Below are 25,604 nucleotides of genomic sequence, written 5' to 3'. Positions count from 1 at the left end.
GCTCGCGCAGACAGACACACACCGACACAGACAGCAGGATCATGACGAACCAGACCGCCAACGACCTCGCCTTCTCGCGCGCCAAGGCCTCGATCCCGGGCGGGGTCAACTCGCCGGTGCGCGCCTACGGCTCGGTCGGCGGCACCCCGCGCTTCCTCGTCGACGCGCACAGTGCGTACGTCACCGATGCCGAGGGCCGCGAGTACGTCGACCTCGTCGCTTCGTGGGGTCCGGCGATCCTGGGCCATGCGCACCCCGCGGTCGTCGAGGCGGTGCGCGAGGCGGCCGGCCACGGGCTGTCGTTCGGCGCGTCCACGCCCGGCGAGACCGAGCTGGCCGAGATCGTGCGCGAGCGAGTGAGCGTGGGCGATCAGAAGCCGATCGGCAAGATCCGGATGGTGTCGACGGGCACCGAGGCGACCATGACCGCGATCCGCCTCGCCCGCGGCTACACCGGCCGGGACCTGCTCGTGAAGTTCGCCGGGCACTACCACGGCCACTCCGACTCGCTCCTGGCCGAGGCGGGGTCGGGTGTGGCGACGCTGGCGCTCCCGGGCTCCGCCGGCATCACGGTCGAGACCGCCTCGCAGACCCTCGTCCTGCCGTACAACGACCTCGACGCCGTCCGTGCCGCGTTCGACGAGCACTCTGAGCGCATCGCCGGGGTGATCGTCGAGGCGGCTGCCGCCAACATGGGCGTGATGGCTCCCGACCGCGGCTTCAACCGGGCGCTCTCGGAGATCACCCGGCGACACGGCGCGCTCCTGATCGTCGACGAGGTGCTCACCGGCTTCCGGGTCGGCAGCGCCGGCTGGTGGGGCCTCGAGGCGTCGCGCGTGGTGCCCGACGGCGCCGGTTGGGAGCCCGACCTCATCACCTTCGGCAAGGTCATCGGCGGCGGCATGCCGCTCGCCGCGCTCGGCGGCCGGGCCGAGATCATGGACTACCTCGCGCCGCTCGGGCCGGTCTACCAGGCGGGCACGCTGAGCGGCAACCCGGTCGCGGTCGCCGCCGGCATCGCCACGCTGCGCCTCGCCGACGCTTCGGTGTACCGCCGTCTCGACGAGGTCGCCGACGTCCTCGCCCGCGAGACGTCCGCGGCGCTGTCGGCCGAGGGCGTCGCGCACAGCGTCCAGCGGGCCGGCAACCTCTTCTCGTTCGCGTTCACCGGCGAGACCCCGCGGAACTACGACGACGTCCGCGCACAGGAGGGGTGGCGCTACGCGCCGTTCTTCCACTCGATGCTCGACCAGGGCGTCAACCTGCCGCCGTCGGTGTTCGAGGCGTGGTTCGTGACGGCCGCACATGACGACGCGGCGGTGTCGCGGATCCTGCAGGCCCTGCCCGCCGCCGCGCGCGCCGCTGCCTCGGCCGTCGCCCCCGCCTAGCCGTCAGGCGCGACGCGCGAGCCAGCGGCCCTCGTGGCGGGTGATCGCCAGCGGGAAGTCGAACGCCGCCGACACGTTCTCGCTCGTGAGCACGTCGTCGGCGCCGCCCGTCGCGGCGATGCGCCCGTCGCGCAGCAGCATCGCGTGGCTGGTCGACGCCGGCAGGTCCTCGAGGTGATGCGTCACCGTCACCGAGGCGACCTCGGGGTGCGCCACCCGCAGGGCGTCGACGGTCTCGAGCAGGTGCTCGCGGGCAGCGACGTCCAGGCCCGTCGCCGGCTCGTCGAGGAGCAGGAGGGCAGGATCCGCGATCAGCGCCCGGGCGATGAGAGCCCGGCCGCGCTCGCCCTGGCTCAGCGTGGACCAGCGCGAGGCCAGGCGGGCTTCGAGGCGGACGGACTCCGCCAGCTCCTGCGCCCTGATGACCTCGGTCGGGGACGCCTCCCAGCGGGGGAGCGGATCGCTCGAGCCGGTGAGGCCGGTGAGGATCACCTCGAGCACAGTGTTGTCGCCGAGCATGCGGTGGCGCGGGTCGACGTGGCCGATGTGCGTGCGCAGCTCGCGAAGCTCGACGCGGCCCAGGCGCTTGCCGAGCACGGTGACCGTGCCCGAGGTGGGATGGCCGAGCGCTCCGCACATCGTGAGCATCGTGGTCTTGCCGGCGCCGTTCGGGCCGATCAGCGCCCAGTGCTCGCCCGCGCGGACGGTCAGGTCGATGTGCTGCAGGAGGTCCCGCCCGGCGCGCGTGACGCGGACGTCGTCCAGCTCGAGGACGGCGTCGGCCCCGGGGCCGGTCAGAGCGCGCGCTTCTCGGGGAACACGCCCGCGGCGCCGACCGCGGCGACGTAGTCGCCCACGGTGTCGTGCGTCGAGAGGAGCACCTCGGCCGCGGCCTTGCCGTCGCGGGCGGCCACGGCGTCCGAGAGGCCCTGCAGGAGGGCGGGGGCCACGCCGAACGAGACCTGGCGCGTCGCCAGGCCGATGAGGAGGGTCGCGCGGTCGCTGACGGTCTCCAGCAGGCGCAGCACGCTGGGCGAGGAGGAAGCGGCGGCGATGATCTTCATGGCGGTGCCGAAGTTCGCGATGGCGTCCGTGCGGATCTCGCCCGACGAGCTGCGCTTGACGGTGCTGATCAGAGACGTGACCTCGTTCGCCTCGGCTGCCGAGAGCAGCGGGATGCCGCGGCGCGTCACGACGGCCCAGACGTCGAAGGCGGTCGCGGTGGTGTCGGCGAAGTCCTCGAGCGACGGCGAGATGATGCGCGTGTAGCGGTTCGCCTCGATGTCGACCAGCCCGAAGTCCGCGAGCTTGGCGATCGCCTCGCGCACCGGCGTGCGCGACACTCCGAGCCAGCGCACCAGCTCGTCGTCGTTCAGGCGTTCGCCGAGCTCGAGGGTGCCGTCGGCGATCGCGGCGAGCATCTTGTCGAAGACGACGTCGCGGAGGAGGCGACGGGGAGCGGGGGATTCGGACTTCGGAACGGGAACGGGCATCGGGTGCTTCCTGGTGATTCGGGTGGGTGTGCGGGGAACGGGGCGGCCGCGCGAGGGCGCGACGGGGCCGGGCGGCGGACGCAGGATCAGCGAGAGCCGCCCGGTCAGGGTCAGGCCGGGAAGATCCCCGACTCCTTGACCGCGTCGAGGTAGGCGCCGAAGCGAGCCGGCTGGGCCGCGACGAGGTCGCCGGCCTTCTCGCCGTCGCCCTTCTTGATCGCGTCGCGGAGGTCGCGGGAGAAGCTCGCGCCCTCCTTCCACGGGAAGATGCCGACGGCGCCGGTGCGCTGAAAGAGGAGCGCAACGATCGGGCCGGTGATCGCCCAGACGCGGGTCATGATCGGGCTGCCCGAGGCCGCGAGGAGGCGGTTGTTCGCCTCGGAGAGCGCGAAGATGTCCTCGCGGCCCTCCTTGTCCATGACGGCGGCGCGCTTGTCGAAGACGTCGGCGACGAAGGCTCGGTCGGCCTCGTTCAGCGCGGGCACGCCGGTGCGGACGAACATCGACCAGAGCTCGTAGCCGGTGTGCACGGTGTCGAGGAACTCGGCGTACGACGGCGCGACGACGCGCGTGTACCGGTTCGCCTCGATGTCGACCAGGCCGTACTCGGCGAGACGCGCGATGGCCTCGCGGACGGGCGTCCGCGAGACGCCGAGCCAGCGGACGAGCTCGTCGTCGTTGAGACGCTCGCCCAGCTCGAGGGTGCCGTCGATGATCGCCTCGAACATCTTCTCGTAGACGACGTCGCGGAGGAGCCGGCGCGGCTCCTGGGTCTCAGGGTTGGGTACGGGGACTGGCATGGGACTCCCTGCTGTTGACTCGTCGATTCGCTCCTGGAAGGGCGGTCACGGGCATGCCGCGTCTTCCATGCAGATGAATGTATCGGTATCCAAGACTTTAGAATACGTCAGGCCGGTGTGTCCACCCGCGCCACGCCGCTCCCAGCGACCCCGGGGCCGTGTCGGTCGGCGCCGTCACTCGCGCACGCGCACGACCGTGCGCCCCCGCACCCGACCGGCGGTGATCTCGCCGGCGAGGCCGACGACGTCCGCGAGGCCCACCTCGGTCGTGAGCGAGTCGAGCAGGTCCAGATCGAGGTCGACGGCCAGGCGACCCCACGCCTCCTCGCGCAGTGCTCGCGGGGCGTCGACCGAGTTGATCCCGGCCAGGTTCACGGCCCGCAGGATGAACGGGAGCACCGTCGTCGGGAGGTCCGACCCGCCGGCCAGCCCGCACGCCGTCACCGTGCCGCCCCACGCCGTCTGCGCGAGGACCGTGGCGAGGGTCTGCCCGCCCACCGAGTCGACGGCGCCGGCCCAGCGGGTCTTCTGCAGGGGGCGGCCGGGCGCCGAGAGCTCCTCGCGGTCGATGATCGCCGACGCCCCGAGGGAGCGGAGGTAGTCGCCCTGCTCGGGTCTGCCCGTGGAGGCCACCGCGGTGTAGCCGAGGTGTGAGAGCAGGGCGAGGGCGATGGAGCCGACGCCGCCTGCTGATCCTGTGACCAGGATCTCGCCGTCGCCGGGCTTCACGTCGCGCTCGAGCCGCAGCACGCTCAGCATCGCGGTGAACCCGGCGGTGCCGATCGCGGCCGCTCGCCGAGGCGTGATCTGCTCGGGCAGGTGCACGAGCGAGGCCGCGTCGACGACCGCGCGCTCGGAGTACCCGCCGTGCCGCGTCTCGCCGATGCCCGCGCCGTTGAGAACCACGCTGTCGCCCGGCTCGAAGCGGCGCGCCGAGTCGCCCTCGACGACCGTGCCGACGAGGTCGATGCCCGGGATCAGCGGCCGGGTGCGGGCGACGCCGGGGTCGCCGCGCAGGGCCATGCCGTCTTTGTAGTTGAGGCTCGACCACTCGACGTCGACGACGACGCCGTCGTCGCGGCCGGCGCGGAGGAAGGCGTCGTCGACCTCCGTCAGAGCCGAATCACCGTCTTCGGGAAGGACGATCGCTCGCGTCATGGGGTCGACGCTACTCCGCGGCGCCAGCCGAATCGGCCGCGGTGTCAGCCGGGCAGGCTCCGCAGTGTCAGCCGAGCAGGCTCCGCGGTGTCAGCCGAACAGGATCGCGGCCTCGTCGTAGCGCTCCTGCGGCACGACTTTCAGCGATCCGAGGGCCTCCTCGAACGACACGTGCACGATGTCGGTGCCGCGGAGGGCGACCATGCGACCCCACCGGCCCTCGTTCACCGAGTCGCTCGCCGCCATGCCGAGACGCGTCGCGAGAACGCGGTCGTAGGCCGAGGGGGTGCCGCCGCGCTGGATGTGGCCGAGGGTCGTGGCGCGGGTCTCGATGCCCGTGGCCTCCTCGATCATGGGCGCGAGCCGCTCGCCGATGCCGCCGAGGCGCGGGCGGCCGAACGCGTCGAGGCCCCGCTCGGAGTGCGCGTCGTTCTCGTGGTCGGGTACGAAGCCCTCCGCGACGACGACCAGCGGCGCGCGGCCGCGGTCGTAGGCCGACTTCACCCACTCGGCGAGCTGCTCGATGCTCGTGGCCTGCTCGGGGATCAGGATCGCGTGTGCGCCGGCGGCCATGCCCGAGTGCAGGGCGATCCAGCCGACGTGGCGCCCCATGACCTCGGCGACCATGCAGCGGCTGTGCGACTCGCCGGTGGTGCGCAGGCGGTCCATCGCGTCGACGGCGATCTGGACGGCCGTGTCGAAGCCGAAGGTGTAGTCGGTCGCGCCGAGGTCGTTGTCGACCGTCTTCGGCACTCCGACGATCTTGAGGCCGGCGTCGGTGAGGCGCTTCGCGGCCGCCAGGGTCCCCTCGCCGCCGATCGCGACGATCGCGTCGATTCCGCGGCGCTCCATCATGGCGGCGATGTTGTCGACCCCGCCCTTCTCGCCCTCGAACGGGTTGGTGCGGCTCGTGCCTAGGATCGTCCCGCCCTGCTTCGAGATGCCCTGGATGTCCTTCCTGCCAAGGGGAACCAGGTCGTCCTCGACGACGCCGCGCCAGCCGTCGCGGAAACCGACGAACTCCTGGCCGTTGATCTGGATTCCCTTGAGGACGGCGCCGCGGATGACCGCGTTGAGGCCGGGGCAGTCGCCGCCCGAGGTGAGGATTCCGATTCGCATGTGCACTCCGTTGGACTTCGGCGGCCGCTCCAGACGGCCGCACTGCGCTCCATCATGGCTCACCGAGGTAATAGGGTCGAGTCGATGTCGTCCCCAGAGCCCCCCGACGCCGCCGGCCCGGCGAGCCCGGCCGATCCGCGCACCGCGCGGTTCCGTCGCGGCGCCGGTCGCCCCGTGGGTCCGCCCGGGCCGCCGCCGCCCGTGCACGGCATGGGCATCGGCCGGGGCTCGGTCGACCCGGCGGCCGGCGGAGACGTCGCGCCGTGGCCGCTCACCGGCGATTCGGGGCGGCCGCTCTCGCTCGACGATCTGCCTCTGCCGGGCGGGCTGTCGCATCCTGCGCCCCCACCCGCCCCACCCGCCTACGGCGAGCTCGCCGAGAACCGCTGGCCGGGCGCACCTCGGGCGCAGCCCGACGATGAGGCGGGCGACGATGCCGGCGACTGGCCCGACGTCGACGACGACCCGGGTCGCAGGAGCGGCGTGGTCGCCATCGTCGTCGGCTTCTTCGTCGGCGTCGTGGGCGTGTTCATCGGCATCGCGTCGATCCGCGCCAGCCGCCGCGTCGGTCTCGCCGGCGCCCTCGGCACAGCCGGGATCGTGGTGTCGGTGCTCAACATCGTCGTGGGCGGAGTCGTCGGCATCTCGTGGGTGCGCTACGAGGTGTCGCTCCAGCAGCAGTGCTCGTTCGTCGGGCCGGGGCAGTACGTCACGCAGAACGGCGACCGCGTCACCTGTCACTGACGCGGTGACCGACCGGCCGCGTCGACGCGGTCAGTGGGCGCGGTGGTCCTGGATCGTCATGCGCGGCCCGAAGCGCGGCTTGCGGAATCCGCTCGCCGTGATCAGCCGCATCACGCGCTCGCGGTGACCCCGGTAGGGCTCGAGCAGTTCGAGCATTCCGTCGTCGTCGACCGGCTCGCCGATGAGGGCCCAGCCCACGGTGGCGGGCAGGTGGTAGTCGCCGACGCTCGGCGAGTCGGGGTCGCCGTGGGCGCGCTGGCTAGTCTCGGCGGCGGTCCAGACGCCGACGCCGACCACCGACCGCAGCCGTCGCTGCACCTCGTCGCCGCCTCGCCCGAGCGACAGGGTGCGCTCGAGACCCGACGCGACCGCGCAGACGCGCATGATCGTCGCCGACCGCTGCGGCCCCACGCCGGCACGATGCCACTCCCAGCTCGGCACCTTCGCCCAGGTCGCGGCGTCGGCCGGCACCATGAGGCCGGCCGGGGCCGGGCCCGGGGCCACGCTGCCGTGCCCTCGCACCAGCTGACGCCAGGCCCGCCACGCCTCGGTGCCCGTCACCTTCTGCTCGAGCACCGCCGGGATCATCATCTGCGCCACGAGGTTCGTGCGCAGCAGCCGCAGCCCGGGCAGCCGACGTCGCGCGTCGCTCAGCAGTTCGTGCCCCGACACGTCGAGCCCCGACCAGTCGTCGCCCCGGCCCAGGAGCTCGGGCACGTTCGCCACGGCCCACTCCGCCCCCGGCCCCCACGCCCTCGCCTCGACGGCCGACGCCGCCGGGCCGAGCCGCAGAGTCGCGGGGCCCTCGGGCGTCCGCACGCCCCACCACACCACGCCCGCCTCGACGCGGAAGCACGGGTCGCCGCCTCCGCGCACGAGAGGGCGCAGCGTCTGCAGCACGTGGACCGGCTCGGCGGGGCGGTAGACCGTCGTCGCCGTGGCGACCTGCCCGGACGCCGGCGACGAGGGCTCTGCCGCCGTGTCGAGACTCATGCCGACAGGGTAGCCGTCGCCTCCGACTTCACTGGCTGCGCTGACTTCACTGGCTTCTCTGACTTCACTGGCTTCTCTGGCTTCACTGGCTGCGCTGGCCTCGACGCATCGCGCGCCTGCCTCGCCCGGGCCGCCAGCGTGGTCTCACCCGCGGTCACGAGGGCGCAGGAGCCGAGAAACGCCTGCATCACCGACGCGAACCCCCTCGCATCCCGCCCTCTGGCCACCCGCACCACGCCCGACGCACAGGCCGCCACCGCCTCGCGGTCGAGCGGAACCCCGAGCGCCAGGAACGAGAACGCGAGCCGGAGGTCGAGCTCCGCGACGGCGGACAGCAGGATCGGATTCGCGCACCGCCGAGACATGAACGCCGTGATCGCGCCCATCGTCTGCAGCCGGCCGAGGGTCCAGACCGCGCCGTCGTCGGCGGGGCCGTCGGCCGCGACCGCGGCGACTCGCGCGGCCTCGGCGCAGAGCGCGTCGATGTCGGCCTCCGGCAGCGTGGGGAGGACGCTCGCCGCGATGGCGCCGTGCATCGCGCCGTAGACGTCGAGCGCCGCCCGGTGGGAGCGTGCCGTCGGCACGCAGACCCTCGTCGACGTGTTGGCGGTGATCTCGACCAGGCCGAGCTCGGCGAGCTGGTCGAGCGCGGTGCGCACGGGGGTGCGCGAGACGCCGAGCCAGGCGGTGAGGTCTTCGTCGTGCAGGCGCTCGCCGGGCTCCAGCGAGCCGTCGAAGAGCGCGGTGAGGAGGCGTCGCCGCGCCGTCTCGCTGAACCTCTCTCGCACGCGGCCGCCGGGTCGGCCGGCGGGGACGGGGCTCACGCGACGGCCCCGGCTGCGGGAGTCCGTGCCGAGACGGCGCCGGCGGCGACGTCGGGCGACGCCCGGACGCTTGCCCCGAGGCTCTCGAACAGGTCGACGGCGGTCTCGGCGTCGCGCCGTTCGACCGCCTCGGCGAGCCCCTCGAACACCTCGGCGAACGCCGAGACGTCGCTCTGCGGGCCGGGCACGCCGAGCTGGAAGCGGAGGTCGGCGCCGATGCGCACGACCATCTCGCGAAGGAGGTCGTTGTCGGCGTGCAGGCTGAAGAAGTAGAGGGCTCGCCGCATCAGCTCGACGGCCTGCGGCGGAGTCGCGGGCTCGTCGCCCCGGCAGACCCTGGCGGCGCGGCGGAGGGCCGCAGTGCCCGTCGACGCGGCGACGGAGTCGATGCGCCGCAGGCTGCTGCGGGCGGCGAGGGCCCAGAGGGCGCACATCACCTCGATCGACTGCGGGATCCGGTCGGGTCGCGCACGGCACACCCGGGTCGACCTGCTCGGGCCGGTCTCGACCAGGTGCATCGAGTCGAGCCGGTCGAGAGCCATGCGGATCGGGGTGCGGGAGACACCGAGCCACTCCTGGAGGTCGGTGTCGCGCAGCCGCTCGCCCGGGGCCAGCGAGCCGTCGAGGATCGCGGCGAGGAGATGCTCGAACACCTCGTCCTTGCGGAGCCGGCGCTGCACGGAGCTCTCGGATGACGGCGGGACGGGCATCGAGGCACCTTCGCTCTCTGGCTGGAACAGACATGTCACACACTACTCCAGGCCGAGGGGTCGAAGGTAGGATTCCTCGCGTGGCGACCCCGAAGATCCTGCTCTTCTACGTGTTCACGCCGCTGCCCGACCCCGAGGCGATCCGGCTGTGGCAGCGCGACCTCTGCCGTGGGCTCGGCCTCACCGGCCGGATCATCGTCTCGAAGGACGGCATCAACGGCACCGTCGGCGGCGACCTGCCCTACGTGAAGCGCTACCTGCGGGCCTTCCGCGAGTACGCCCCGTTCCGCGGGGTCGACGCGAAGTGGTCGGAGGGCACGGGCCGGGACTTCCCGAAGCTGAGCGTGAAGGTCCGCGACGAGATCGTCTCCTTCGGGGCGCCCGACGAGCTGCGGGTCGATGAGGCGGGCGTCTTCGGCGGTGGGGCGAGGCTCAGCCCGGAGGGGCTCCACGAGCTCCTGCGCACCCGGCCCGACACGGCGCTGTTCGACGGGCGCAACGAGTTCGAGGCCAGGATCGGGCGCTTCCGCGACGCCGTCGTGCCCGACGTCGCCACCACGCGCGAGTTCGTGGCCGAGCTCGACTCGGGCCGCTACGACCACTTGAAGTCGAAGCCGATCGTCACCTACTGCACCGGGGGAGTCCGCTGCGAGGTGCTCTCCTCGCTGATGATCGACCGGGGGTTCGAGGAGGTCTACCAGCTCGACGGCGGCATCGTCCGCTACGGCGAGAGATTCGGCGACGACGGCCTCTGGGAGGGCGCCTTGCACGTCTTCGACGGCCGCGAGAAGGTCGAGTTCAGCGACCACGCCCGGGTGATCGGGCACTGCTTCGCCTGCGAGGCGCCGTCGTCGACGCTCGTGAACTGCGCGGACGCGCAGTGCCGTGAACGGCTCGTGGTGTGTGCCGATCACGCAGTCGGGAGTCCGCTGTGCGCCGCCCACGCCCTTGCGGCGTAGCGTCCCGCGCATGAGCGCAGACACCGCAACGCCAGAAGAGCTCCAGACCGTCGCCGACGTGCTCGGCAAGGCGCGCATCGGCCTGCTCGCCACCGTCGACCAGGAGGGTCACGTGGTCAGTCGGCCTCTGGCGCTCATCGACCGCGACTTCGACGGATCCGTGTGGTTCTTCGTGCAGAAGAGCAGCCACAAGGTGCACGACATCGAGCGGGAGCCCGAGGTGAACGTCGGCGTCGAGACGTCGAAGGGCTGGCTCTCGATCTCCGGCACGGCGCAGCTGACGACCGACCCGCAGAAGGTCGACGAGCTCTGGAACACCGGTGCCGAGGCCTGGTTCGATCAGGGGCGGCAGGATCCCGAGGTCGCCCTGCTCGAGGTCCGCGCCCACACCGTCGAGTCGTGGACGAGCACCGAGCCGAAAGCCGTCACCCTCTTCAAGTACGCCAAGGCCGCGGCGACCGGCGGGCACCCGGAGAACGTCGGCGAGAACACGACGATCTCGCTCTAGGCGCCGGGCTCCGTTCCGGCCGCATCCGGCCCGGCGTCGTCGCCGATCGCGTCGTCTCCGATCGCGTCGAGGACGCGCTCCGAGAACGCCAGCAGCGCCTGGGCCTCGGCCCCGCCGCCGAGGACGTCGACGAAGTACTCCTTGATCGCGGCGTTGTGGCCGCGGCTCGACTCGAGCATCGCCCGGCGTCCGTCGGCGGTCAGTTCGACCCAGGTGCCGCGGGCGTCGAGGTCGCAGTCGGTGCGCTGGACGAGACCGCGTCGCTCCATGCGCGTGACCTGGTGGCTGACGCGGCTCTTCTCCCAGCCGATCTGCTCGGCGATGTCGCGCACCCGCAGCCTGCGGTCGGCCGAACGCCCCAGCCCGGCGAGGATCTCGTACTCAGGAGCCGAGACGCCCGACTGCCGCTGCAGCCGCACCTCGAGGGCGCGGTCCAGCCGCCGTCGCATGGAGTAGAACGCGTCCCAGACGGCCCAGTCGTCATCCGTCAGCTGGTCGGCCATTCGCCCAGTGTAGGGACGGGGGCGCGGCATATCCTCGTTGCATGTCCGACGTGCGCCCCGCTTCCCTGGCCCAGGAGTCCGTCGACACGGTCCGCCGCTGGCTGAGCGAGTCGCAGGGCGCCCGCGTCGGCGTCCAGGCGCAGCGGCTCGCCGGCGTGCTCCGCGACCCCGACGGCCTCGACTTCACGCTCGGCTTCGTGGACCGCGTCGTGCGTCCGGAAGACCTCCAGGTCGCGGGCGCCAGCCTGGAAGAGCTGAGCCGGTCGATCCCGAAGTTCCTGCCGTGGTTCCTCCGCGCCGCCATCTCGACCGGCGGCGGCCTGGCGTCGGGTGCGCCGCGCACGGTCGTGCCCGTCGCCCGCAAGGCCCTCCGCCGCATGGTCGAGCACCTCATCGTCGACGCGACCCCGCACCGGCTCGGCGCGAGCCTGGCCAAGCTCCGCGCGGACGGCTCCCGGCTCAACCTCAACCTCCTCGGCGAGGCCGTCCTCGGCGACGCCGAGTCCGACCGCCGGCTCGAGGGCACGCGTGCGCTCCTCGCCCGCGGCGACGTCGACTACGTGTCGATCAAGGCGTCCGCGGTCGCCAGCCAGCTCAGCCTGTGGGCGTTCGAGGCCACGAGCGACCGGCTGGTCGAGAGGCTCACGCCGCTCTACGAGCTGGCGGCGTCGTCGACCACGACGAAGTTCATCAACCTCGACATGGAGGAGTACCACGACCTCGACCTGACGATCGACGTCTTCGCCCGGATCCTGGACACCCCCGAGATGCTCGGCCTCGAGGCCGGCGTCGTGCTGCAGGCCTACCTGCCCGACTCGCTCGGCGCGCTCAAGCTGCTCACTGAGTGGTCCCGGGCTCGCATCGCCCGCGGCGGAGCCCCGGTCAAGGTGCGCATCGTCAAGGGCGCCAACCTCGCGATGGAGCGCGTCGACGCCGCCGTGCACGGCTGGCCCCTCGCCACCTGGTCGTCGAAGGTCGAGACCGACGCGAACTACCTCCGCATGATCGACTGGGCGCTCCAGCCCGAGAACGCGGCCGCCGTCAAGATCGGCGTCGCCGGGCACAACCTCTTCGACGTCGCCTACGCGTGGAACCTCGCGAAGCAGAACATGGTCACCAACCGGGTCGACTTCGAGATGCTGCTCGGCATGGCCACCGCGCAGGCCGAGGCGGTGCGGAAAGACGTGGGGCGGCTCCTGCTCTACACGCCCGTCGTGCACCCTGCCGAGTTCGACTCCGCCATCAGCTACCTCGTGCGACGACTGGAGGAGAACGCCAGCCCCGAGAACTTCCTCTCCGGCGCCTTCGAGATCGACACCGACCCCGAGGTGTTCGAGCGCGAGAAAGACCGCTTCCTCGCGTCGCTCGCGCTGAAGGACGACCTGGTCGCGGCCGGCGACGAGACGCCGGGCCCCCGGCGGACGCAGGATCGCTCCCGCGGCTACGACCTCGACATGCGCGTCGGCGACTTCGAGAACGAGCCCGACACCGATCCCGCTCTCGAGGCGAACCGGACGTGGGCGGCGCGGATCCTGCAGAAGTCCGCGACGAGCGACCTCGGCGCCGAGACCATCGAGAAGGCCTGGGTCTCGGACGTCGCCGCCCTCGAGAGCATCATCGCCGGCGTCGCCGAGTCGGGCGTGAAGTGGGGCCGTGAGGACGGCGCCACCCGGGCCGAGCTCCTCGACCTCGTCGCCGCCGGGCTCGCGGCCGCCCGGTCCGACCTCATCGAGGTGATGGCGTCCGAGACCGGCAAGACCGTCGCCGAGGGCGACCCGGAGGTCTCCGAGGCGATCGACTTCGCCCGGTACTACGCCGAGCAGGCCCGAGAGCTCGACCGGATCGATGGCGCCCGCGCGGTCCCGCCGCGCCTCACCGTCGTCGCCCCGCCGTGGAACTTCCCGGTCTCCATCCCGATCGGCGGCGTGCTCGGCGCGCTCGCGGCGGGCAGCGGCGTGATCCTGAAGCCCGCGCCCCAGGCGCACCGCACGGGTGCGGTGCTCGCCGACATCCTCTGGCGCGCAGGGGTGCCGCGCTCGCTGCTCGCGCTGGTCGACCTCGACGAGGGCGACCTCGGCCGCCACCTCGTCGCCCACCCGGCCGTCGACGCGGTGATCCTGACGGGGTCGTTCGAGACCGCGCAGGCGTTCCGATCCTGGCGCACCGATCTGCGGCTGCACGCCGAGACCAGCGGCAAGAACGCCATCGTCGTGACGCCGTCCGCCGACCTCGATCTCGCGGTCGCGGACGTCGTCGCCAGCGCCTTCGGGCACGCCGGCCAGAAGTGCTCGGCGGCCTCGCTCGTGATCCTCGTCGGCTCGGTGGGGCGCAGCGAGAGGTTCCGGCGGCAGCTCGTCGACGCGGTGGCGAGCATCCGGGTGGGCTACCCCGACGTCGCCACGACGCGCATGGGCCCGCTGATCGACCCGCCCGAGGGCAAGCTGCTGCGCGGCCTCACCGAGCTCGGCGAGGGCGAGACCTGGTGGGCGACCCCGAGGCCCCTCGACGAGACGGGCGTGCTCTGGAGCCCCGGCGTGCGCGACGGCGTGCGACCCGGCAGCGAGTTCCACCGCACCGAGTACTTCGGCCCCGTTCTGGGCGTCATGCGCGCCGAGACCCTCGACGAGGCGATCGACCTGCAGAACGCCGTCGAGTACGGCCTCACCGCGGGCCTGGAGAGCCTCGACGCCCGCGAGATCGCGCACTGGGCGTCGCGGGTCGAGGCCGGCAACCTCTACGTCAACCGCTCGACGACCGGCGCGATCGTGCGTCGCCAGCCGTTCGGCGGCTGGAAGCGCTCGAGCGTCGGCACCACGGCGAAGGCGGGCGGGCCCGACTACGTCGCGTCGCTCACCTCGTTCGCGCGCGTGCCGCACGAGCCCCGGGCGTCGCTCCAGCTCGACGGCGTGCCCGAGCTCGGCGTGAAGATCATCGAGGCGACGCGCTCGGTGCTGTCGTTCGAGGAGTTCGACTTCGTCCGCTCGGGCAGCGCGAGCGACCAGCGCGCCTGGCTCGCCCGCTTCGCCTCGCCGGTCGACCCGTCGGCCCTCGGCGTCGAGCGCAACGTCTTCCGCTACCTCCCGCACCCCGTCACGATCCGGCTGGCCACGGACGGCGACATGGCCGACCTCATCCGACTCGTCGCGGCGGGGGCCCGGGCCGGGTCGGCTCTCACCATCAGCACGGCGCACCCTCTGCCGGCGACTCTGGTGCAGCTCCTGCGGTCTTCTGACAGCCCGGTGCGCGTCGACGACATCACGGTCGAGAACGAGGGGCTCTGGCTGGCGCGTGCCGCCGCCGGGCTGCTGCAGGGGCAGGTCGACCAGGCGCCCGACGACGACCTCTCGATGATCGTGCGGGCCACTCAAGACTCGGGCGTGCTCAACCTCGGCGTGCAGAACACCGTCGCGTTCAACCGTCAGGCCCTGCTCCAGGCAGACCCCGGCGCGCACCTCGACGGCCCCGGCGCGGGCAGTTACAGGGGGCTCAGGATCCGACTGATCGGCGGCTCCGCGCACGCGCTCTCGCAGGCGATCGCCGGCTCACCCGACGTCGCGATCTACTCCGACGAGGTGACCGAGTCGGGCCGCGTCGAGCTCCTGCCGTTCCTGCGCGAGCAGTCGCTCTCGATCACCGCGCACCGCTTCGGCAACCCGATCCCCGACATCGCCGCACTCCGGTTCTAGCGCGCCGCGCCGGGCCCTACGCGGGCTGCCGGTTGATCAGCTTGGACAGGACGATCGCGCTGCGCGTGTGATCGACGTTCGGCGCGTTCCGCACGCGCTCGAGCGCCCCCTCGAGCGACGGGATGTCGCGCGACCGCATGTGCACGATCGCGTCGGCGCTGCCGGTGACGGTGCCGGCGTCGACCACCTCGGGCACGGTGCTCAGGATCCGCTGGAGCTCGGCCGGCGACACCGTTCCGCGGCAGAACAGCTCGACGTACGCCTCCGTCGCCAGCCCGTCGACCGCCGGGTCGACCTGCACCGTGAAGCCGCGGATCACGCCGTCGTGCACCATCCGGTCGACGCGCCTCTTCACCGCAGAGGCCGAGAGCCCCACGACGTCGCCGATGTCGCCGTAGCCGGCGCGGGCGTTCTGGCGCAGCAGGTCGATGATGCTGAAGTCGAGATTGTCCACGCGACGACGATAGTGCTCGAATCTTGCGCGAGTCGCTGTGTTAAGCATCAGACGTGCGCACGATGCCACGAGAATGCGCGATCGGCGTGTGAGACTGGCAGGCGTGAGCATCGCGACCGACACCGACCAGGCCCCCGCGACACCGCGCCGGGCGACGCATCGCACGATCCTGATGTGCCGACCCGACTTCTTCACGGTGAGCTATCGCATCAACCCCTGGATGCACCCGGAAGACCCCACCGACACCAGCCGCGCGGTCGCCCAGTGGCAGACCCTCTACGACACGTACGTCGGCCTCGGCTTCGACGTCGAGCTCATCGACCCGATCGAGGGCCTGCCCGACATGGTCTACTCGGCCAACGGCGGCTTCGTGCTCGACGGCAAGGCCTACGGCGCCAGCTTCACCTACCCCGAGCGCCAGCCCGAGGGCCCGGCCTACATGAAGTGGTTCGGCGACCACGGCTTCGAGGTCGCCGTCCCCGAGCAGATCAACGAGGGCGAGGGCGACTTCCTCCTCGTGGGCGATGTGATCCTGGCCGGGACGGGATTCCGCAGCGACTCGACTTCGCACCAGGAGCTGGCGAAGGTCTTCGGCCGCGAGGTCGTGACCCTCAACCTCGTCAACCCGAGCTTCTACCACCTCGACACCGCGATCGCCGTGCTCGATCCCGAGCCGGTCGACGGGCACTCCAACATCGCCTACCTCGAGAGCGCCTTCGACGAGGAGTCGCTGGCGACGCTGCGGTCCCGCTTCCCCGACGCGATCCTGGTCAGCGAGGAGGACGCCGCCATCCTCGGCCTCAACTCGTACTCCGACGGCTACAACGTCGTGATCGCCTCGCGCGCCAAGGGCTTCGAGCAGCAGCTGCGCGACCGCGGCTACAACCCGATCGGCGTCGACCTCTCCGAACTCCTCCTCGGCGGGGGCGGCGTGAAGTGCTGCACCCTCGAGCTCCGGCGATGACGGGCCATGTCTAGCGCCTCGACCCGCACCGCGGCGGCGATCGCCGTCGAGGAGGGCGCGCTCGCGCACAACTACCACCCGCTGCCCGTCGTCGTCGAGACGGGCGACGGCGCCTGGGTCACCGACGTCGAGGGCAATCGCTACCTCGACTGCCTCGCCGCATATTCGGCCGTGAACTTCGGCCACGGCAGCCCGCGGCTCCTCGACGCCGCGCGGGCGCAGCTCGACCGCGTCACCCTCACTTCGCGGGCATTCCACAACGATCGGCTGGGGCCGTTCGCGGCCGCGCTCGCCGGCCTCGTCGACGCCGACTTGGTGCTTCCGATGAACACAGGAGCCGAGGCGGTCGAGTCCGCCATCAAGGTCGCACGCGCCTGGGGCTACCGGGTGAAGGGGGTGCCCGAGGGCCGGGCGACGATCATCGTCGCCGACGGCAACTTCCACGGGCGCACGACGACGATCGTGAGCTTCTCCGGCGACCCGGAGGCGCGCGACGGCTTCGGTCCGTACACGCCCGGCTTCGTCTCGGTGCCGTACGGCGACGCCGACGCGATCGAGGCGGCGATCACCGACGACACCGTGGCGGTCCTGCTCGAGCCGATCCAGGGCGAGGCCGGTGTGATCGTGCCGCCGGCGTCGTACCTGCCCGCGGTCCGCGCGATCACTGCGGCGCGGAACGTCCTGCTCGTCGCGGACGAGATCCAGTCCGGCCTCGGGCGCACCGGCTCGACGCTGGCCTGCGATCTCGTCGGCGTGAAGCCCGACCTGATCACCCTCGGCAAGGCGCTCGGCGGCGGCATCGTGCCGGTGTCGGCGGTCGTCGGGCGCCGCGACGTCCTCGGGGTCCTGCGGCCCGGCGAGCACGGATCGACCTTCGGCGGCAACCCGCTGGCGGCGGCGGTGGGGCTCGAGGTCGTCAGGATGCTGGAGACCGGCGAATACCAGGAGCGCGCCGCATCGCTCGGAGCACGCCTGCGGAAGGCGATCGACCCCCTCGTCGGGTCGGGCGTGGTCGCGGTGCGCAGCGCCGGCCTCTGGTTCGGCATCGACGTCGACCCGGCCGTCGGCACCGGTCGCGAGGTGTGCGAGGCCCTGCTGCGGCGCGGGGTGCTGGCGAAAGACACTCATGGCTCGACAATCCGTCTGGCGCCGCCGCTCGTGGTGTCGGGCGACGACCTCGACTGGGCGGCGGAGCAGTTGCACGCGGTGCTCGCCCGCTAGGACCTGTTGCAGGAGCGGCGAGGAGCCGGCCGTACCCAGCTCCTCGCCGCTCCATAAGGTATATCACACCAGGGCATAAAACACCCACGCCGAATGTCTCCTGGCGCGCGACGCTTCGCCGTCCGGCCGAGAGGCGGCGCGAAGCGCCGCACGCGGCGCAGCCGCGGGAAGGGACCGGGCTGGACAGGCGGTTCTTAAAGGAACAACGCCCTGTCCGTGAGGGAAGTTGGCGAAGCCAACGAACATGGTGGCTGGACAGGGCGTCGATCCCTGGACCTCTCGATTTTCAGTCGAACGCTCTACCAACTGAGCTACCCAGCCATGGCGACCCTGACCGGACTTGAACCGGCGACCTCCGCCGTGACAGGGCGGCGCGCTAACCAACTGCGCTACAGGGCCAAACTTGTGAAACTGTCTTTACTTGAAATTCCTGCTTCAGTGTCGTTTATCAAGCACTGTGACCCCAACGGGATTCGAACCCGTGCTGCCGCCGTGAAAGGGCGGTGTCCTAGGCCACTAAACGATGGGGCCGTGAGCTTGTGGGCGTCACAGCAACCCGCCCAAGCATACGGATAGGCGCGGCGAAAATCAAAACGGCTCTCTCTGGGCTCCTGCGCCCGGGAAATCGACGGGGAGGTGTTGCCGCGACCCCTCCCCAGTTGGGGTCACACGTGGGTTCTCCACAACACGCCCCGCGGGCGGGCCGCCGCAGAAGAATCCCCTGTCAGAGTTAGGTTCACGCTGTAGTTGAGACTTTCCGCCGGAGAGCCTCGGGTCGACAGCGCAGCCCAGAGGTGCGAAACCACCCTTGGGCTGCTGGTGGTGCGTTGCTACTGTTACTCGTGTTAACGGTGTGACCTGCCATCCGGCCGTACCGTGACGACGATTCGGGAATCGATGAACCTCTCTCTCCGTACCGCCACCGCCTCGCGCGCGCGCCGTCGCGCGCTCGTCGCCATGCTCGCGGCCGGCGTCGTGCTCACCGGGTCGATCATCGGTTCGCCCCTCGAAGCGGACGGTGCCGCGATCAAGTACCCGTCGTGGTCCGACGTGCAGGCGGCCGTCAAGAACCAGCACGTCGCGCAGCAGCAGGTGGCCGAGATCACGAAGCTGCTCGGCACGCTCAAGTCGAATGCCGCCGCCGCCGAGAAGGTGGCCGCGCAGCGCGGCGAAGAGCTCCAGGAGGCCCAGATGGCCTACGACGAGCAGGAGAGCAAGAAGGAGCAGCTCCAGGCCCAGGCCGACGAGGCCGAGCGGGTCGCCAAGGCCAGCGAGACGCGCGCCGGTCAGCTCGCCGCGCAGCTGGGCAGATCGGGCTCGAGCGATCTCACCAGCGACCTGATCGCTCACCCCGGCCAGGCCGGCAGCCTCCTGTACCGCCTGGGCGCGATGAGCAAGCTCACGGAGCAGGCCAACGGCATCTACGCCGACGCGGTCCAGGCCCACAACACGGCGCAGGGCCTCACCGACCAGGCGAAGGTCGCGGCGTCGGCGCTGAACGACCTCGCCGCGAAGGCGAAGACCGCGCTCGCCGCCGCCACGGCCGCGAACGAGGCCGCGCAGGCCGCGGTGTCGGAGCAGTCGGCGAACGAGTCCCGCCTCGAGGCGCAGCTCGCGGCGATCCGGGCCAAGCGCATCCTCACCGTCGCCTCGTACAACAAGGGCGTCCAGGCTCGCGCCAAGGCGGCCGCGGCCGCCGCGGCCAAGGCGAGGGCCGCTGCCGAGAAGGCGTCCGGCCTCACCGGCGTCCCGAGCTCGTCGGGCTGGACCAAGCCCGCCGGCGGCTACATCACGTCGGGCTACGGCTGGCGCGTCGACCCGTACACCCACGTGCGCGCGCTGCACGCCGGCACCGACCTCGGCGCCTCCTGCGGCTCGCCGATCCTCGCGGCTGCGAGCGGCACCGTCATCTACGCCGGCCCCTACGGCGGCTACGGCAACTTCGTGCTGATCGACAACGGCAACAACATCTCGACCGGCTACGGCCACATCGTCGACGGCGGCATCATGGTCGCCGTCGGGCAGCAGGTGACCGTCGGCCAGCAGATCGCACGCGTCGGCTCGACCGGGTGGTCCACCGGCTGCCACCTCCACTTCGAGACCCGCGTCGGCGGCGTCGCCACCGACGCCGTCCCCTTCATGGCCGCCCGAGGAGTGACTCTGTAGTGACGAACCGCACACCCGAATCGATGCACCGGTGAGGTGCGGGCCCAGAAGGCTGCGCGTTCTCGCCGTCGTCGCCATCGGCACGGGTGTGGTCGCGGCGTCCGCCGTCGGCCTCGCGGCTCCGGCCCAGGCGTCGCCCTACCCCACGTGGTCCGACGTCCAGGCGGCGAAGGGCGATCAGGCGAAGGCCGAGAAGGAGATCTCGACCCTCAACGGCGCGATCACGTCGCTCCAGCAGAAGGCGCAGACCGCGAGCGACGCCGCCTCCGGCGCCGGCGAGACCTACCAGGTCGCCGTCAACGCCGAGCAGGCGGCCGCCGACCAGCTGAAGACGCTCCGGTCGCAGCAGACGAGGGCCGCCGCGACGGCGAAGCAGTCCCGCCAGAGGGTGGGCCAGCTCGTCGCGCAGCTCTCGCACTCGGGCGGGCAGCAGCTCACGGTGACCATGCTCACCGACTCGAAGCACGCCGGCGACCTGCTGTACCAGCTCGGCACGATGACCAACCTCACCGCCCGCACGAAGGGCCTCCTCGAGCAGGCGACAGCCGACGAGAACGAGGCGACCTCGCTCGGCGACCAGGCCGCGGCCGCTCAGGCGGCGCTGGCGAAGCGGACCGAAGCGGCGAAGTCGGCGCTCGCGACTGCGAACCAGCTCGCCGACACGGCCGCCTCGGCCCTGAACGCGCAGACGCAGAACCAGACGCAGCTCATCGCCCAGGTGGCCTACCTGAAGGGCACGACCGCCAGCGTCGAGTCGAAGTACTACGCGGGGCTCGCGGCGGGCACGGTCGCAGACACGACGCCGGCTCCTGCGGGCTCCAAGGGCGCAGGATCCCCGAGCTCGACCTCAGGGGGCACCTCGGCCGGCTCCGGCTCCTCGGGGTCCTCCGGCGGTTCGTCCGGCAGCAGTGGCTCGTCCGGCTCCGGCTCCGGCTCGGGTTCGTCGAGCGGCGGCGGCAGCGGCTCGTCCGGCGGCGGCTCGTCCTCCGGTTCCGGCTCGGGCTCCGGCTCGGGTTCGGGTTCGGGTTCATCGTCGACCAAGCCGCCGACGACCACGACCCCGCCGGTCACGACCACGCCGCCCCCGTCCTCGGGCACCTCGGCGCAGGTCACCACGGCGATCGCCTACGCGAAGGCCCAGCTCGGCAAGGCCTACGTCTTCGGCGGCGCCGGGCCGAACTCGTACGACTGCTCCGGCCTGATGATGGCGTCGTACAGCGCCGCCGGCGTCTACATCGGCGGCCACTCGGTGCGCTGGCAGTACGAGTACCTCGGCGGCGAGGGCCGTCTGGTCTCGATCTCGCAGTGGAAGCCCGGCGACATCCTCTTCTACTACAACACCTCCGACGGCTACTACCACGACGCCATGTACCTCGGCGGCGGCCAGATGATCGAGGCGCCGAACCCGAGCGCTCGGGTGCGCATCGTGGCCGTGCGCTACACGCAGCTGCTCAACGTGGTCGGCCGCCCCGTCGGCTGAGACCGCCGCGAACGCAAAAACGTCGGCCTCCGGCGGAGACGGTGGTCCGCGGACCACCGCTCACGCCGAAGGCCGACGTTCGAGCAGTGCTGTCGTCAGTGCGACGGCTTGTACGCGGCGAAGCCCGCCGCGACGATCTCCTCCGCCTCGGCGGCGTCGCCCCAGCCGTCGGCCTTGACCCACTTGCCGGGCTCGAGGTCCTTGTAGCGCTCGAAGAAGTGCGCGATCTCGGCCTTGGTCTGGTCGTCGACGTCCGAGATGTCCTGGATGTGCTGCCAGCGCGGGTCCTTCGCCGGAACGACGAGCACCTTGGCGTCGGAGCCGGCCTCGTCGCTCATCTTGAAGACGCCGACCGGGCGCACCTTGACGCCCACGCCAGGGAAGGTCGGGTACTCGAGCAGCACCAGCGCGTCGACGGGGTCGCCGTCGAGGCCGAGAGTGTTCTCGAAGAAGCCGTAGTCGGTCGGGTAGACGAACGAGGTGAAGAGCACGCGGTCGAGGTAGACGCGGCCGGTCTCGTGGTCGACCTCGTACTTGTTGCGCGACCCCTTCGGGATTTCGATGACGACGTCGTAGGCACCCATGTGCACTCCTGGTTCTCGAACGTGAAGATGACGGCGCGCGGCGAGCCCGGCGCGACCGCGTTAACGTTACAAGGTGCCACAGCGTCCTCGCCTGACCCCCGCGATCGCCGACGTCCGCCGAGCCGTCCGCGACTGGCTCGCGACGTACGTCCCCCTCCCCGACGGGTCGCAGGATCCGACGGCCCGCCCGGCGCCCCGCCTCCTCGTCGCCCTCAGCGGCGGCCCCGACTCGACGGCCCTCGCCGCCGCACTCGCGTTCGAGGCGCCCCGCCACGGCGCCGGCGTCGAGGCCGGCGCGATCGTCGTCGACCACGCGCTCCAGGCCGGCTCGGAACGAGTCGCGGAGGAGGCGGCCGAGCAGGCCCGGGGGCTCGGGCTCTCGCCCGTCCTCGTGAAGCGGGTCGAGGTCGGGGCGACCGGCGGCCCCGAGGCGGCGGCGCGGGCCGCGAGGTACGAGGCGTTCGGCCAGGCGCTCCGTGAGTCGGGGGCGTCCGCGATCCTGCTGGCCCACACCCTCGACGACCAGGCCGAGACGGTGCTGCTCGGCCTCGCGCGGGGCAGCGGCCCGACCAGCCTGCGGGGAATGGAGCCGGCGTCGCACGGCTTCGGCCGGCCATTGCTCGGGGTGCGGCGCGAGACGACGCACGCGTTCTGCGCCGACTCGGGGCTCGCCGCGTGGACCGACCCGCAGAACTCCGACCCCGCGTACACCCGGGTGCGCGTGCGCGACGTGGTGCTGCCGATGCTCGAGCGCGAGCTCGGGCCGGGCGTCGCCGAGGCTCTCGTGCGGACCGCCGACCAGCTGCGCGAGGACAGCGACGCCCTCGACCACTTCGCCGAGGAGCAGGCCGAAGAGCTCGCCGACCACGCCGAGGCCGGCATCTCGCTCGACGTCCGGGGGCTCGCCGCGAACCCGGCGGCCCTGCGGCAGCGGCTGATCCGGCTGGCGGTCGAGAGCGAGTTCGCCGTCTCGCTGTCGCGGGCGCAGACGCTCGAGGTCGCGCGCCTCGTCACCGACTGGCACGGGCAGGGAGCCGTTCACCTGCCGGGCGTTACAGTGGTGAGACGCGGCGGGATCCTGCACTTCGAGGCCGTCGCGACCCCCTGATCCCAGCGAAAACGCTGATCGCGCAGCGAGAACGACCGGAGAGACACGCCCCATGGACACCAGCGACATCGAGGGCGACCTGAAGTCGATCCTCCTCACCGAGGAGCAGATCCACCAGAAGATCGCCGACGTCGCCCGCCAGGTCGAGATCGACTACGCCGGCCGCGACCCGCTGCTCGTCGGCGTGCTCAAGGGCGCCGTCATGGTCATGGCCGATTTCGCTCGCGAGCTGCGGATCCCCGCGACGATGGACTGGATGGCGGTCTCGTCGTACGGCTCGGGCACGAAGTCGTCGGGTGTCGTCAGGATCCTGAAAGACCTCGACACCGACCTCCACGGCCGCGACGTGATCATCGTCGAGGACATCATCGACTCGGGTCTCACGCTCTCCTGGCTGCTGGGCAACCTCCGCGGTCGCGGGGCGTCGAGCGTCGAGATCTTCGCCCTGCTGCGCAAGCCCGAGGCGGCCACGGTCGAGGTGCCGGTGAAGTACGCCGGGTTCGAGATCCCGAACGAGTTCGTCGTCGGCTACGGCCTCGACTACGACGAGCGGTACCGCAACCTCCGCGCAATCGGGATCCTCGCGCCGCACGTGTACAGCTAGGCGGCATTCTTCCTACGGCGAACACCCATTCGACGGCAAGGTGCCGCGAGGTAACCTTTCCCTCACGTTCTTCCTTGCAGAAAGGTGTCGGGCCCGCCGCCCGGATCTCTATGGACTTCAAGCGCTTACTCCGCGGCCCGTACCTCTACGTGCTCATCGCTCTGATCGGCATCGCTGTCGCGTGGAGCCTGATCAACATGAACAGCACCACGAAGATCTCGACCCAGGAGGGTCTCGCAGATCTGTCGTCGGGCAAGGTCGCGTCGGCGCAGATCTACAGCAACGAGCAGCGCGTCGACCTCGTGCTGAACGACAAGACGACCGCGCAGTTCTACTACGCGACGCCTCGTGGCGCCGAGGTCGTCAAGGCGGTCTCCGACGCGAAGCTGAAGTCGATCAAGGACGGCGGCGGCTACACGGACGTCGTGACGCAGACCAGCGTGTTCTGGTCGCTCGCGCAGTTCTTCATCCCGTTCCTGATCATCGGCGTCCTGTTCTGGTTCCTCTTCTCGAGCATGCAGGGCGGCGGCAGCAAGGTCATGCAGTTCGGCAAGTCGCGGGCGAAGCTGAACAACAAGGAGACCCCGCAGGTCTCGTTCACCGACGTGGCGGGCGCCGACGAGGCCATCGAAGAGCTGCAGGAGATCAAGGACTTCTTGAAAGAGCCCGCGAAGTTCCAGGCGGTCGGCGCGCGAATCCCGAAGGGCGTTCTCCTCTACGGCCCTCCCGGCACCGGCAAGACGCTCCTCGCGCGGGCCGTCGCGGGTGAGGCCGGCGTCCCCTTCTTCTCGATCTCCGGCTCGGACTTCGTCGAGATGTTCGTCGGCGTCGGCGCGAGCCGCGTCCGCGACCTCTTCGAGCAGGCCAAGCAGAACAGCCCGGCCATCATCTTCATCGACGAGATCGACGCCGTCGGCCGCCACCGCGGTGCCGGCATCGGCGGCGGCAACGACGAGCGCGAGCAGACCCTCAACCAGCTCCTGGTCGAGATGGACGGCTTCGACGTGAAGACGAACGTCATTCTCATCGCGGCCACGAACCGTCCGGACGTGCTCGACCCCGCGCTCCTGCGCCCGGGTCGCTTCGACCGCCAGATCGGCGTCGACGCTCCCGGACTCGAGGGCCGCAAGCAGATCCTCGAGGTCCACGGCAAGGGCAAGCCGCTCTCGGCGAGCGTCGACCTCGACGTCCTGGCCCGCAAGACGCCGGGCTTCACCGGCGCCGACCTGGCCAACGTCCTCAACGAGGCCGCGCTCCTCACGGCTCGCAGCAACGCGCAGCTGATCGACAACCGCGCCCTCGACGAGGCCGTCGACCGCGTCATGGCCGGCCCCCAGCGCCGCAGCCGCGTGATGAAGGACAGCGAGAAGCTGATCACCGCGTACCACGAGGGCGGCCACGCCCTCGCCGCGGCGGCCATGCGCCACACCGACCCGGTGACCAAGATCACGATCCTGCCGCGCGGTCGCGCCCTCGGCTACACGATGGTGCTGCCGCTGGAGGACAAGTACTCCGTCACCCGCAACGAGCTGCTCGACCAGCTCACGTACGCCATGGGCGGCCGCGTCGCCGAAGAGATCGTCTTCCACGACCCGACCACCGGCGCCTCGAACGACATCGAGAAGGCCACCTCGACGGCCCGCAAGATGGTCACCGAGTACGGCATGTCGTCGAAGGTCGGCTCGGTGAAGCTCGGTCAGGGCTCGGGCGAGCAGTTCATGGGCCGCGACATGGGCGAGCGCGACTACTCGGAGAAGATCGCCGAGACGGTCGACGCCGAGGTGCGGATCCTGCTCGAGCAGGCGCACGACGAGGCGTGGCAGGTCATCAACGACAACCGCGACATCCTCGACCGTCTGGCGACGCTGCTCCTCGAGAAGGAGACGCTCGACCACGACGAGCTCGCCGAGGTGTTCAAGGACGTCAAGAAGTTGCCCGAGCGCCCCGAGTGGCTCTCGAGCACGAAGCGACCGCTGTCGAACCTGCCGGCCGTGCAGATCCCGTCGCGCCTCCCGGTCGACGCCGGTGCGGTCGACGGCGGCATCGACTCCGAGCCGTCGGCGAAGCCCGCTCGCAAGCGTCCTCCGCGCACCACCCCCGGCATCGCTCCCGCCTAGGCCGTGAGCGACGAGACGAGG

General features: G+C 71.4%; 23 protein-coding genes and 3 tRNA genes. 12 read left to right on the top strand and 14 right to left on the bottom strand.

Features of this window, described 5'->3' with window-relative positions; genetic code table 11:
• The first annotated feature begins 41 nt into the window (after positions 1-41).
• Positions 42-1,388: a glutamate-1-semialdehyde 2,1-aminomutase gene (gene hemL / locus C8E83_RS14180; RefSeq protein WP_121370491.1), complete on the top strand. Its 1,347-nt coding sequence runs from the start codon at positions 42-44 to the stop codon at positions 1,386-1,388.
• Between the two features lie 3 nt (positions 1,389-1,391).
• Here hemL and C8E83_RS14175 read toward each other — a convergent pair whose 3' ends face one another.
• The 5 genes from C8E83_RS14175 to C8E83_RS14155 all read right to left on the bottom strand — a co-directional run bounded on the left by C8E83_RS14175 (position 1,392) and on the right by C8E83_RS14155 (position 5,958).
• Positions 1,392-2,114 carry an ABC transporter ATP-binding protein gene (locus C8E83_RS14175; protein ID WP_245981984.1) on the bottom strand — a complete coding sequence of 241 codons (723 nt, stop codon included), beginning with the start codon at positions 2,112-2,114 and terminating at the stop codon, positions 1,392-1,394.
• Between the two features lie 68 nt (positions 2,115-2,182).
• Complete coding sequence (locus C8E83_RS14170) at positions 2,183-2,881, bottom strand: GntR family transcriptional regulator (protein ID WP_121370490.1); 699 nt, start codon at positions 2,879-2,881, stop codon at positions 2,183-2,185.
• 110 nt (positions 2,882-2,991) lie between these two features.
• A complete protein-coding gene (locus C8E83_RS14165) occupies positions 2,992-3,681 on the bottom strand; it encodes a GntR family transcriptional regulator (RefSeq protein WP_121370489.1) in 690 nt (229 codons plus the stop codon).
• A gap of 174 nt (positions 3,682-3,855) precedes the next feature.
• Positions 3,856-4,839 carry an MDR family oxidoreductase gene (locus tag C8E83_RS14160; protein WP_121370488.1) on the bottom strand — a complete coding sequence of 328 codons (984 nt, stop codon included), beginning with the start codon at positions 4,837-4,839 and terminating at the stop codon, positions 3,856-3,858.
• A 90-nt stretch (positions 4,840-4,929) separates the two neighbouring features.
• Positions 4,930-5,958 carry a 6-phosphofructokinase gene (locus tag C8E83_RS14155; RefSeq protein WP_121370487.1) on the bottom strand — a complete coding sequence of 343 codons (1,029 nt, stop codon included), beginning with the start codon at positions 5,956-5,958 and terminating at the stop codon, positions 4,930-4,932.
• Positions 5,959-6,042: 84 nt separating this feature from the next.
• On the opposite strand from C8E83_RS14155, the gene C8E83_RS14150 reads away from it, so the two are divergent.
• Positions 6,043-6,702, top strand: a complete 660-nt coding sequence (locus tag C8E83_RS14150) for a hypothetical protein (RefSeq protein ID WP_121370486.1) — start codon at positions 6,043-6,045, stop codon at positions 6,700-6,702.
• Positions 6,703-6,732: 30 nt separating this feature from the next.
• On the opposite strand, the gene C8E83_RS14145 is transcribed toward C8E83_RS14150, so the two are convergent.
• The 3 genes from C8E83_RS14145 to C8E83_RS14135 are packed head-to-tail and all read right to left on the bottom strand — an operon-like array spanning position 6,733 to position 9,229.
• Positions 6,733-7,695: a DNA-3-methyladenine glycosylase family protein gene (locus C8E83_RS14145; RefSeq protein ID WP_245981682.1), complete on the bottom strand. Its 963-nt coding sequence runs from the start codon at positions 7,693-7,695 to the stop codon at positions 6,733-6,735.
• On the bottom strand, positions 7,692-8,519 hold the full coding sequence (locus tag C8E83_RS19775; protein WP_245981680.1) for a GntR family transcriptional regulator: 828 nt from the start codon (positions 8,517-8,519) through the stop codon (positions 7,692-7,694). Before C8E83_RS19775 ends, C8E83_RS14145 begins: the two co-directional genes overlap by 4 nt.
• Positions 8,516-9,229, bottom strand: a complete 714-nt coding sequence (locus C8E83_RS14135; protein WP_121370485.1) for a GntR family transcriptional regulator — start codon at positions 9,227-9,229, stop codon at positions 8,516-8,518. The genes C8E83_RS19775 and C8E83_RS14135 overlap by 4 nt, the downstream gene beginning before the upstream one ends.
• An 80-nt stretch (positions 9,230-9,309) precedes the next feature.
• On the opposite strand from C8E83_RS14135, the gene trhO reads away from it, so the two are divergent.
• Together trhO and C8E83_RS14125 are read left to right on the top strand one after the other, a co-directional pair.
• Positions 9,310-10,188 carry an oxygen-dependent tRNA uridine(34) hydroxylase TrhO gene (gene trhO / locus C8E83_RS14130; RefSeq protein ID WP_121370484.1) on the top strand — a complete coding sequence of 293 codons (879 nt, stop codon included), beginning with the start codon at positions 9,310-9,312 and terminating at the stop codon, positions 10,186-10,188.
• Positions 10,189-10,198: 10 nt separating this feature from the next.
• Positions 10,199-10,696, top strand: a complete 498-nt coding sequence (locus C8E83_RS14125; RefSeq protein WP_121370483.1) for a pyridoxamine 5'-phosphate oxidase family protein — start codon at positions 10,199-10,201, stop codon at positions 10,694-10,696.
• Here C8E83_RS14125 and C8E83_RS14120 read toward each other — a convergent pair.
• Entirely contained in the window at positions 10,693-11,199 is a 507-nt protein-coding gene (locus C8E83_RS14120; protein WP_170159947.1) for a MarR family winged helix-turn-helix transcriptional regulator, read from the bottom strand. The genes C8E83_RS14125 and C8E83_RS14120 overlap by 4 nt on opposite strands.
• A gap of 41 nt (positions 11,200-11,240) precedes the next feature.
• Between C8E83_RS14120 and C8E83_RS14115 the strand changes: the two genes are divergently transcribed.
• Positions 11,241-14,885, top strand: a complete 3,645-nt coding sequence (locus C8E83_RS14115) for a proline dehydrogenase family protein (protein ID WP_121370481.1) — start codon at positions 11,241-11,243, stop codon at positions 14,883-14,885.
• A gap of 16 nt (positions 14,886-14,901) precedes the next feature.
• Here the strand turns inward: C8E83_RS14115 and C8E83_RS14110 are convergent, their stop codons facing one another.
• Positions 14,902-15,339 carry an Lrp/AsnC family transcriptional regulator gene (locus C8E83_RS14110; protein ID WP_121370480.1) on the bottom strand — a complete coding sequence of 146 codons (438 nt, stop codon included), beginning with the start codon at positions 15,337-15,339 and terminating at the stop codon, positions 14,902-14,904.
• A 73-nt stretch (positions 15,340-15,412) separates the two neighbouring features.
• Between C8E83_RS14110 and ddaH the strand changes: the two genes are divergently transcribed.
• Together ddaH and rocD are read left to right on the top strand one after the other, a co-directional pair.
• Entirely contained in the window at positions 15,413-16,303 is an 891-nt protein-coding gene (ddaH, locus tag C8E83_RS14105; protein WP_121370479.1) for a dimethylargininase, read from the top strand.
• A gap of 6 nt (positions 16,304-16,309) precedes the next feature.
• Complete coding sequence (gene rocD / locus C8E83_RS14100; protein ID WP_121370478.1) at positions 16,310-17,524, top strand: ornithine--oxo-acid transaminase; 1,215 nt, start codon at positions 16,310-16,312, stop codon at positions 17,522-17,524.
• Between the two features lie 245 nt (positions 17,525-17,769).
• Here rocD and C8E83_RS14095 read toward each other — a convergent pair.
• The 3 genes from C8E83_RS14095 to C8E83_RS14085 all read right to left on the bottom strand — a co-directional run bounded on the left by C8E83_RS14095 (position 17,770) and on the right by C8E83_RS14085 (position 18,055).
• Positions 17,770-17,845 (bottom strand) — tRNA-Phe (locus C8E83_RS14095).
• A gap of 1 nt (position 17,846) precedes the next feature.
• Positions 17,847-17,923 (bottom strand) — tRNA-Asp (locus C8E83_RS14090).
• A 59-nt stretch (positions 17,924-17,982) separates the two neighbouring features.
• Positions 17,983-18,055 (bottom strand) — tRNA-Glu (locus C8E83_RS14085).
• A 366-nt stretch (positions 18,056-18,421) separates the two neighbouring features.
• Between C8E83_RS14085 and C8E83_RS14080 the strand changes: the two genes are divergently transcribed.
• Together C8E83_RS14080 and C8E83_RS14075 are read left to right on the top strand one after the other, a co-directional pair.
• A complete protein-coding gene (locus tag C8E83_RS14080; RefSeq protein WP_121370477.1) occupies positions 18,422-19,690 on the top strand; it encodes a M23 family metallopeptidase in 1,269 nt (422 codons plus the stop codon).
• A 31-nt stretch (positions 19,691-19,721) separates the two neighbouring features.
• A complete protein-coding gene (locus C8E83_RS14075) occupies positions 19,722-21,170 on the top strand; it encodes a C40 family peptidase (RefSeq protein WP_121370476.1) in 1,449 nt (482 codons plus the stop codon).
• A gap of 95 nt (positions 21,171-21,265) precedes the next feature.
• Here the strand turns inward: C8E83_RS14075 and C8E83_RS14070 are convergent, their stop codons facing one another.
• Positions 21,266-21,754: an inorganic diphosphatase gene (locus C8E83_RS14070; protein WP_121370475.1), complete on the bottom strand. Its 489-nt coding sequence runs from the start codon at positions 21,752-21,754 to the stop codon at positions 21,266-21,268.
• Between the two features lie 73 nt (positions 21,755-21,827).
• Here C8E83_RS14070 and tilS point away from each other — a divergent pair, with 73 nt between their 5' ends.
• From tilS to ftsH, 3 genes are all read left to right on the top strand, one after another.
• Complete coding sequence (gene tilS / locus C8E83_RS14065; RefSeq protein ID WP_121370474.1) at positions 21,828-22,862, top strand: tRNA lysidine(34) synthetase TilS; 1,035 nt, start codon at positions 21,828-21,830, stop codon at positions 22,860-22,862.
• Between the two features lie 52 nt (positions 22,863-22,914).
• Positions 22,915-23,466 carry a hypoxanthine phosphoribosyltransferase gene (gene hpt, locus C8E83_RS14060; protein WP_121370473.1) on the top strand — a complete coding sequence of 184 codons (552 nt, stop codon included), beginning with the start codon at positions 22,915-22,917 and terminating at the stop codon, positions 23,464-23,466.
• A gap of 110 nt (positions 23,467-23,576) precedes the next feature.
• Positions 23,577-25,583 carry an ATP-dependent zinc metalloprotease FtsH gene (gene ftsH / locus C8E83_RS14055; protein ID WP_121370472.1) on the top strand — a complete coding sequence of 669 codons (2,007 nt, stop codon included), beginning with the start codon at positions 23,577-23,579 and terminating at the stop codon, positions 25,581-25,583.
• The last annotated feature ends 21 nt before the right edge of the window (positions 25,584-25,604 follow it).

The sequence above is a fragment of the Frondihabitans australicus genome (assembly GCF_003634555.1).
GTDB lineage: Bacteria > Actinomycetota > Actinomycetes > Actinomycetales > Microbacteriaceae > Frondihabitans > Frondihabitans australicus.
Note: the sequence above shows the minus strand (reverse complement) of the source record. Positions and strands in the feature narration are given on the sequence as shown.